This is a genomic window from Phenylobacterium sp. (genome assembly GCF_030697925.1).
In the GTDB taxonomy this organism is placed as follows: Bacteria; Pseudomonadota; Alphaproteobacteria; order Caulobacterales; family Caulobacteraceae; genus Phenylobacterium.
Map to the genome: position 1 here is coordinate 1 of NZ_JAUYOJ010000076.1, position 3,225 is coordinate 3,225.

Sequence of the window (3,225 nt, forward strand, 5' to 3'; positions counted from 1 at the left end):
GCCAGGACGCAGTAGGCGCCCCGGCAATAGGCGACGATCTCCTGGTCCTTCGGCAGGTCGCCCAGCCGCCGCGTCAGGTCCCTCAGGGGAATGTTGACCGCTGAAGGAAGTCGCCCAGCGGCGAATTCATCTTCCGGCCGCACGTCCAGCACGGTGACGAGCCCAGTCCTGATCCGCTCGGCGAGGTCGGCCCGCGACATCGGTTCCATGGTGTCGCGCTCATGGAAATAGCCGGCCATGACCGCCCGGACTTCGGCCTGGTTGCGTTCGCCCAGGCGGCCGAGGGCGGTCATGAGATCCACCACGGCCGGGTCGCTCAGCCGATAAAGGACGTGCTTGCCGTCGCGCCGTGAGGCCAGCAGGCCGGACCCGCGCATGAGCCGCAAGTGCTGAGAGGCGTTGGCGACGGAGAGCCCGACACGCGCGGCGACGCCCTCGACGCTGCGCTCGCCCTGGCCCAGCACCTCGACGATCTCGATGCGGTAAGGGCTCGCCAGCGCCTTCGCCAGTTCGGCCAGGCCCCCGAAGACCAGGTGCTTTGGATTGTCGCTTGACAGTTTCGGTTCCTCGATCAATCGTTCAATCAATTAATTGAATGATCGTGCAAGAATGTCAAGGCGTCGCGCCTTGCGTCTGGCGCGGCCGGTCCTGGATGGACCGTGACCTGGGAGGTGTTCCATGCGTGCATTGGCTGTCCTGTACGGCGTCATCGCCTACGCCATCTTCTTCCTGACGTTCCTATACGCCATCGGCTTCGTGGGCGGCCTCGTCGTTCCGAAGTCGATCGATTCCGGCGCGCCGGCCAGCCTGGCCCAGGCCGTGCTCATCGACCTGGCTCTGCTGGGCGTGTTCGCGGTCCAGCATAGCCTGATGGCCAGGCCCGCCTTCAAGCGCTGGTGGACCAGGTTCGTGCCGCAGCCGGTGGAGCGTTCGACCTACGTGCTGTTGGCCAGCCTCGCGCTCGTCCTGCTGTTCTGGCAGTGGCGGCCGCTGACCCAGCCGGTCTGGTCGGTGACCGGTGTGTGGGTCCAAGTGCTGTGGGCGGTGTTCGGCCTGGGCTGGGTCGTGGTGCTGACGAGCACCTTCCTGATCAACCATTTCGACCTGTTCGGCCTGAAGCAGGTCTGGGACTACCGCTCGCGCCGCGTGGCGCCGCCGCCCGAGTTCAAGACGCCCTGGTTCTACAAAGCCGTGCGCCACCCGATCTACCTGGGCTTCATCCTGGCGTTCTGGGCGACCCCGACGATGACCGCCGGCCATCTGCTGTTCGCGCTGGCGACCACCGCCTACATCCTGATCGGCATCCAGCTTGAGGAGCGCGACCTGATCGCGGCGTTCGGCGAGCAGTACGCCAGCTACCGCAAGCGCGTGTCCATGCTCATTCCGTTGCCGCCGCGCGGCGCGCGCGAACCTGTGAAGCCCGTTGGCGCGGCGAGCAAGCGGCCGTGATCCTGCGTCAGTTCCTGCGCCACGACCCAGTGGGAATCTCATACCTGCTCGGCTGCGGCGGCCAGTCCGCCGCAGCCGTCATCGATCCTGTGGGCGAGCCCGCGCACTACCTCTCCGCGGCTGAACAGAGCGGCATGGCGATCCGCTATGTGATCGACACCCATCTGCATGCCGACCACGTCTCCGCCGGCCGTCGGCTCGCCGAGGCCGCCGGCGCGCCCTATGTGCTGTTCGCCGACGCCCCGGCCGCGGGGCCGTTCATGGGTGTCCGGGATGGTGACGTTCTGGAACTCGGCAACGTGGCCGCCGAAGTGCTCCATACGCCCGGCCACACGCCCGAACACATCAGCCTGCTGGTCACCGACGGAACCCGCGCCGCCGAGCCCTGGTTCGTGCTCACCGGCCACACCCTGATGGTCGGGGATCTTGGACGCACCGAGTTGGCCGCGTCGGCGGAGGAGGGCGCGCGGACCCTGTTTCGCACCATCGCGCGGCTGAAGTCGCTGCCGGACTATGTGGAAGTGCTGCCCGGCGCCTTCTCCGGCTCGCTCTGCGGCCGTCGACTGAGCGGCAAGCCCACGTCCACCATTGGCTTCGAGCGGCGATACAATCAGGCCTTCCGGATTGACGACGAGGAGGCGTTCGTCGCCGCCATGCTGATCGAGATTCCCGAGCCACCCGCCCAGGCGGCCGAGCTGCGCGCCGTCAATTCCGGATTCACGGCCGCGGCGGCGTGAGCGATCCGAGCCCGACGTCCGGCCGAGACGGCGCGGCCGCCCCGGCCGGCGGCCTGCGGCTGGGACTCGCCGAGAACTGGCGTCAGTTCTCGCTGCTGATCCTGGTCAACGCCTTCGTGGGCGGCATGGTCGGGCTGGAGCGCACGGTCGTCCCGCTCATCGGGGCCGAGGAATTCCGGCTCGCCTCCACCACCCTGGTGACCTCGTTCATCGTCAGCTTCGGCGTGATCAAGGCCTTCACCAACCTGCTGTCGGGCCATTTCGCCGACGTCTACGGACGCAAGCGCCTCCTGGTCCTGGGCTGGCTGATCGCTTTGCCTGTCCCGTTCATGATCGGCTGGGGCCCGAATTGGGGCTGGATCGTCGCCGCCAACGCACTGCTCGGCGTCAGCCAGGGTCTCACCTGGTCGATGACGGTGATCATGAAGATCGACCTCGTGGGCCCAAAGTCGCGTGGCCTGGCGGTCGGCCTCAACGAGTTCGCCGGCTACTTGGCGCTCGGCCTGACGGCGCTCGCCACCGGCTACATCGCCCAGCGCTACAGCCTTCGGCCCGAGCCCTTCTACCTCGGCATCGCCTATGCGGCTCTGGGCCTCGTGCTGTCGATCTTCCTGATCCGCGACACCCGCCACCATGTGGGGCTCGAGATCGCCGGTCACGCGGTGGCCGCCGAGCCGGTGCGGTTCTGGGAGGTGTTCCGGCGCACGTCCTATGGCGAACGGAACCTGTTCGCCGCCTCGCAGGCTGGCCTGGTGAACAACCTCAACGACGGCATGAGCTGGGGGATCTTCCCGCTGTTCTACTCGGCCTTCGGGCTGGGCGTGGAGCGCATCGGGATCCTGAAGGCCGTCTATCCGGTGGTCTGGAGCCTGCTGCAGACCATCACAGGTCCCTTGAGCGACCGCTGGGGCCGCAAGGGCCTGATCGTCGCCGGCATGTGGGTGCAGGCCGCGGGCCTCTTCCTGACCGCGGCGACCCGGCAGTTCGGCTGGTGGCTGGCCGCCAGCATCCTGCTCGGCCTGGGCACGGCCATGGTCTA

4 protein-coding genes are annotated in these 3,225 nt (G+C 67.7%); 3 read left to right on the top strand and 1 reads right to left on the bottom strand.

Annotated elements, in window-relative coordinates:
* On the bottom strand, positions 1-575 hold a 575-nt coding region (locus Q8Q88_RS07140; protein ID WP_305674508.1), incomplete at its 3' end, for a metalloregulator ArsR/SmtB family transcription factor.
* Positions 576-678: 103 nt separating this feature from the next.
* Between Q8Q88_RS07140 and mddA the strand changes: the two genes are divergently transcribed.
* From mddA to Q8Q88_RS07155, 3 genes are all read left to right on the top strand, one after another.
* Complete coding sequence (gene mddA, locus Q8Q88_RS07145) at positions 679-1,449, top strand: methanethiol S-methyltransferase (RefSeq protein WP_305674509.1); 771 nt, start codon at positions 679-681, stop codon at positions 1,447-1,449.
* On the top strand, positions 1,446-2,186 hold the full coding sequence (locus tag Q8Q88_RS07150; protein WP_305674510.1) for an MBL fold metallo-hydrolase: 741 nt from the start codon (positions 1,446-1,448) through the stop codon (positions 2,184-2,186). Before mddA ends, Q8Q88_RS07150 begins: the two co-directional genes overlap by 4 nt.
* Positions 2,183-3,225, top strand: a 1,043-nt coding sequence (locus Q8Q88_RS07155) for an MFS transporter (protein ID WP_305674511.1), incomplete at its 3' end; no start/stop codon positions are given. The genes Q8Q88_RS07150 and Q8Q88_RS07155, both read left to right, overlap by 4 nt.

Excerpts from the sequence above, each read along its gene's own strand:
- mddA (WP_305674509.1), top strand. The coding sequence starts at position 679 with ATGCGTGCATTGGCTGTCCTGTACGGCGTCATCGCCTACGCCATCTTC.